The organism is Brachyspira catarrhinii (genome assembly GCF_005518285.1).
GTDB lineage: Bacteria > Spirochaetota > Brachyspiria > Brachyspirales > Brachyspiraceae > Brachyspira > Brachyspira catarrhinii.
In genome coordinates, this window is record NZ_SJDU01000180.1 from 1 (window position 1) to 4,575 (window position 4,575).

Genomic DNA, 4,575 nt, shown 5'->3' on the forward strand with positions numbered 1-4,575 from the left:
TAAAGCTTCGCCTCTTTCGATTCCTAATTTTTCAAGCAGTTTGACGGCATAACTATTATTGCATGACATTTGAGTGCTTGCATGCATTGGAATATTTAAATCGTTTCTCACAATATCTATTATTCCCAAATCCTGAACTATAATCGCATCCGCTCCCATGTTGTTTAGATTTTTGATTAACGGGATGACTTTATCTATTTCATCGTTATAAACTAGAGTATTAACAGTGATATAAGTTTTAACATTTCTTAATTTTGCAAATTTAATCGCGTTTTCTATTGTTTTATCGTCAAAGTTTTCCGCCGCATATTCCCTCGCGTTGAAACTTTTAGCTCCGAAATAAACGGCGTCCGCTCCACCGTTGATAGCGGCTTTGAGTCCTCTTTCGTCTCCTACGGGCGATAGGAGTTCTATTTTATCGTTTTTATTCATTTGTTAATAATAGCATATAAATAAACGAATACAAGTAATTTATTTAATGATAAATTTTTTTGTATTAATTTGAAATATAATTTTTTGTAACTTGGTTTTTAGGATTTGAAAATATATCTTCGGTTTTTCCTCTTTCTATTATTTTTCCATTATACATAAATATAGTGTTATCGGATATTTTTTTAGCCTGACTTATATTATGAGTAACTATGATTATGGTATATTTATCTTTAAGTTTTATCAAAGTTTCTTCTATTTTTTCAGAATTAATAATATCCAAAGAAGAACAAGGTTCGTCTAATAATAAAATATTAGGCTCAACGCTTAAACTTCTCGCTAAACAAAGTCGCTGTTTCTGTCCTCCGCTTAATTTTAATGCCGAAGTATTTAACTTATCTTTTATCTCGTCATATAAATTAACCGTTTTTAAAATATCTATTACTTTGTTTTCTAAATATTTTTTATTATATCCGTAATATTTTAACGCATAACTTATATTTTTATAAATTGATAACGGAAAAGGAGTGGGATTTTGAAAAACCATGCCTATATTTTTTCTTAAAATTTCTATCGGAATATTGTCGGTATCAACGCCGTCAAATTCTATATTTCCGATTATGCGAGAATTATTTTCCTCTAAAATTATTTTATTTATAGTTTTTAATAGCGTAGTTTTTCCGCATCCGCTTGGACCTATTATTGAAGTTATTTTATTCCTTTCAAATTCTATATTAATATTATCGAGTATTTTTTTATCATCGTAAAAAACATTTATATTTATGAGTTTTAAAATATTATTCATTGTCGCTATCCGTTTTATATTTTTTATTATTTATTAATTTACAAAATAATGAAATTAGATTAAGTATCAATACTATAGATAATAAAATAAAAGCGGTAGCGTAAGCGTTTTTCTCGGATATTCCTTGAGTAAGCAAAATATACAAATGGTAAGGAAGAACCATTGAAGGTTTAAATATTGAACTAACAACGGGAGAGTTAATAACCGCTCCAGTAAATATTAAAGGCGCCGTAGCTCCTATTGCAAGCGAGTTGGCAAGCGTTATTATAGATATAATTTCAGCTCGCGCTTCTTTTAAAACTATTTTTCTTATAGTGTATGATTTGCTTATGCCTAAAGAATAAGAACTATAGACTATATTAAAATCAAATTCATTTAATGCTTTTTTAACTCTTATCGATATAAACGGTAGAATCATTATAGATTGAGTTATCGACATTGATAATATAGATTTGCCGAAACCCATATATAATACCAATACGGAATAACCAAAAAGTCCTAATACTATTGAAGGTATTCCAGCTATGCATTGAAAGATTATATCAAAAATATTATTGATAAATTTATTTTTATTATAAAAAACCAAATATATGGCAGAAGATATTCCAAATATAGAAGATATTATGCAGGATATAAAAGTCGTATATAAGCTTCCAACTATTGCTGGAAATATTCCGCCTTCCTTTCCTAATATGATTCCAGATGGATTAGAAAAAATAAAATCTGCATTTATTGAATGAGCGCCTTTGAAAAATATAAAAATAAATATAAACGCTATAGTAAAAATTATAACGATAAAACTTATTATAGCCCATATTTTTATAATATATTTCATAATATTATCCATTTATCAAATTATTTAATTTTCTAACTTAAGCAAATATTTTCGCAAGAAATAAACCGCTATATTTATTATAGACAGAGACAACATTAATATAGCTCCGCTTGCAAATAAAGCGCTATAATGCAAACTTTTAACTTCAGCCGTTCCTATTTCTAAAGCTATAAGAGACGCTATAGTTTCCGCTTTTCCAAGTAATTTAGGAAATACAAGCGAATTGCCTATAACCATCATAACCGCCATAGTCTCTCCCATAGCCCTCGACACGGATAAAATAAAACCTACCAAAATAGCGTTTTTAGAACTTGGCAAAATTAAATTTAATATCATATGCCATTTATCCACTCCGAGAGTAAGAGATATATCTTTATATTTTTTATTAATAAGAATCATACTTTCGCCAACGGTAGAAGCTATAAACGGAACAATCATAAAAGATAATAATAAACTTGCAGCTAAAACAGATTCTCCCGCAGGCATAGATAATTTTTCAAAGAATTTAACTATAATAACCAAACCTATGAAACCGTATATGACGGAAGGAATAGCCACTATTAAATCCATAATTGGCATAATAAAAAATCGGACGGACTTATTTGCTATAAATACTATAAAAATACTAAAACCTATTCCTATAAATAAACTTATGAAAGTCGATAAAAAAGCGGTATATAAAGTGGCAATAACTATATTAAATATGCCGTAACTTTCTACTAAATTTTTACTTGATACAAAAGTTAAAGGATGCCATACTTTTCCAAATATAAAATTTAATATTCCTATTTTATTAAATAATGGAATACTCTCTTTTATTATAAAGAATATTATAAAAGCAAGTAAAATTATACATACAAAAGAAAATAATTTTATTAATAAAGAAAAAACTATTTCATTGCTTTTATTTATTAAGCTCTTATTACGAATAAAATTTAAGTATTCCATTAAAATATAATTTTCTATTTAAATTAACTAAATTAAATTTAAATTACTCTACGGCTATATAACCGTTTTCATCGACTATTTGTTTGCCTAAATCTGAAAATATATAATTAACAAATTCTTGTTCATTTTCAGCTAACTCGGAATTTTTTATAAACATTAAAGGTCTTTGAATTTTATAGCTTCCGTTTAATATATTTTCTTTAGTAGGCTCTATTCCGTCTACTTTTAAAGCGAATAATTTATCTTTATTTTGATTATAAACTCCATAAGAAGCGTATCCTATAGCGTTTTCGTTTTCGGCTATTCTTGTTCCTAAAGCCCCCATAGACGGAGATTGTATAGCGTTAGCCGATATTTGAGTCTCTCCCATAATAGATTCTTGAAAAACCTCGTAAGCTCCTCCGCTTAAATCTCTTATTACTACCACTATTTCTTTTTGAGGCAAAGAAGAGTCGACATCGCTCCAATATTTATATTCCCCAGAAAAAATATTTCTTATAGTTTCAGTATCCAAGCTATCTTTTATTTTTACAATAGGATTATTCGCATTAACAGAAACAGTTAAAGCATCGTATGCAACCATAAACTCTTTATAATTTTCCATTCTTTCTTTTTCGCTGTCTCTTATTTTTCTTGCAAGCATTCCAAAATTAGCAGTATTATCCATAATGCTTTTTACTCCCGCTCCAGAACCCGCGGATGCTACGAATATTGAGATTTTTTCATTTGGCAAATTGGAATTAACTTTGTCCCAAGTTCCGTATTCTTCCATAAACTTATTTCCTATGGAAGCTATTATCGGAGCTAAAGAGGAAGAACCGTCAAATGAAATCTCCGATTTAAAATCTGAAGAAGATTTTTGTTTGCCACTGCATCCACAAAAAATAGATAGCGGCAAAATAGGTAGTAATAAAATAATTAATTTTGTCATTGCTTTCTCCTTGTTTTTTATATTATTTTTTAATTATTTTTCGTTGTATTTTAACATTTATAAAATATAAATCAACAGATTTTTATATTCTATTATCATATTGACAAATTTATAATAATATTTTATATATTTATTGATTGAAATTAATTAAATATAAAATAAAAAATAAATCTCTATGAAGAAACTATTGATTATAATAACTCTACTAATAATAGCCGTGAGTAATAAAGTTAATCCAATCCGTATCAACTCCATACATACCGAATACGCTTGCGCTTGCCATAGTAAGCAAAGCCATTGTTGTTAAAAAAATTTTTTTAACGAATTTAAAAGAAATCTTAAGGGAAGCGGGGCAAGTTAAAGCTCAAAGTATTTACCAAATAGCCTATGTTTATCATAGGCTATATTTTATTAACGGTAAATTATCGAAAATAAAATTAGCAAATAAAAAGCATGCGTTAGCTTTTATACCAAATAAAATAAGTCGTATATTTTTTAGCGCCCTTGCTAAAAAAAGTATCAATTCAAATCAAGGAGGAATATATTTTAAATTAAAAACTAAAAATTAAAACAAATAAGTTATTAAGGGGTAGACAATGTTAAAAAATAAGGAAAGTATAAAAAATG

At 27.7% G+C, this 4,575-nt stretch carries 6 protein-coding genes; all 6 read right to left on the reverse strand.

Annotated elements, in window-relative coordinates; genetic code table 11:
- Nucleotides 1-432, reverse strand: a 432-nt coding sequence (locus EZH24_RS07440) for a peptidase U32 family protein (protein WP_137998488.1), incomplete at its 3' end; no start/stop codon positions are given.
- A 64-nt stretch (nucleotides 433-496) separates the two neighbouring features.
- Nucleotides 497-1,234 (reverse strand): phosphate ABC transporter ATP-binding protein, encoded by a 738-nt coding sequence (locus EZH24_RS07445; protein ID WP_137998489.1) that lies wholly within the window; start codon nucleotides 1,232-1,234, stop codon nucleotides 497-499.
- A complete protein-coding gene (locus EZH24_RS07450; protein WP_201798575.1) occupies nucleotides 1,227-2,069 on the reverse strand; it encodes a PstA family ABC transporter permease in 843 nt (280 codons plus the stop codon). Before EZH24_RS07450 ends, EZH24_RS07445 begins: the two co-directional genes overlap by 8 nt.
- Nucleotides 2,070-2,093: 24 nt before the next feature.
- Complete coding sequence (gene pstC / locus EZH24_RS07455) at nucleotides 2,094-3,017, reverse strand: phosphate ABC transporter permease subunit PstC (protein ID WP_137998491.1); 924 nt, start codon at nucleotides 3,015-3,017, stop codon at nucleotides 2,094-2,096.
- A 43-nt stretch (nucleotides 3,018-3,060) separates the two neighbouring features.
- Complete coding sequence (locus EZH24_RS07460) at nucleotides 3,061-3,948, reverse strand: phosphate ABC transporter substrate-binding protein (RefSeq protein WP_137998492.1); 888 nt, start codon at nucleotides 3,946-3,948, stop codon at nucleotides 3,061-3,063.
- Between the two features lie 205 nt (nucleotides 3,949-4,153).
- Nucleotides 4,154-4,285, reverse strand: coding sequence for a hypothetical protein (locus tag EZH24_RS07465; protein ID WP_419670458.1), 132 nt, complete (start codon nucleotides 4,283-4,285; stop codon nucleotides 4,154-4,156).
- Nucleotides 4,286-4,575: the final 290 nt, after the last annotated feature.